Origin of the sequence: Psychrobacter sp. GW64-MNA-CIBAN-0177 (assembly GCF_040309585.1) — a bacterium.
GTDB classification, from domain to species: Bacteria; Pseudomonadota; Gammaproteobacteria; order Pseudomonadales; family Moraxellaceae; genus Psychrobacter; species Psychrobacter okhotskensis.
Genome location: NZ_JBEOOY010000310.1, coordinates 1 through 265, shown reverse-complemented (window position 1 = coordinate 265; position 265 = coordinate 1). Strand labels below are relative to the sequence as shown.

The 265-nt window shown below is 66.4% G+C and carries 2 protein-coding genes; one reads left to right on the top strand and one right to left on the bottom strand.

The genetic code is table 11. From position 1 onward, the window contains the following. Nucleotides 1–134: helix-turn-helix domain-containing protein (locus AAEY79_RS15225; RefSeq protein WP_352289318.1), on the top strand; the 134-nt coding region annotated here is incomplete at its 5' end. A gap of 15 nt (nt 135–149) precedes the next feature. Here AAEY79_RS15225 and AAEY79_RS15220 read toward each other — a convergent pair. Continuing rightward, nucleotides 150–251: a CGNR zinc finger domain-containing protein gene (locus AAEY79_RS15220; RefSeq protein WP_352289316.1), complete on the bottom strand. Its 102-nt coding sequence runs from the start codon at nt 249–251 to the stop codon at nt 150–152. Nucleotides 252–265: the final 14 nt, after the last annotated feature.

The following is a 265-nucleotide window of genomic DNA, read 5'->3' as shown; positions in this document are numbered from 1 at the left end:
ACGCACGCCGCCGTCGCGCGGAAGCCGACGAGATCCGCGCGGTACTCGATGCGTGCGGCGGCGACCGCGATCGCGCCTGCGCGATGCTCGGCATCAGCAAGACGACGCTGTGGCGCAAGCTGTCGGCGAAATAGGTTCGGGCCGCCCCGTCATTCCGCCTTGTGATAGTGGCGATACGCCTTCGCGCGATTGCCGCACGACGACATCGAGCACCAGCGTCGGCTGCCGTTCTTGCTGTCGTCGATGAACAGCCACTGGCATGCAT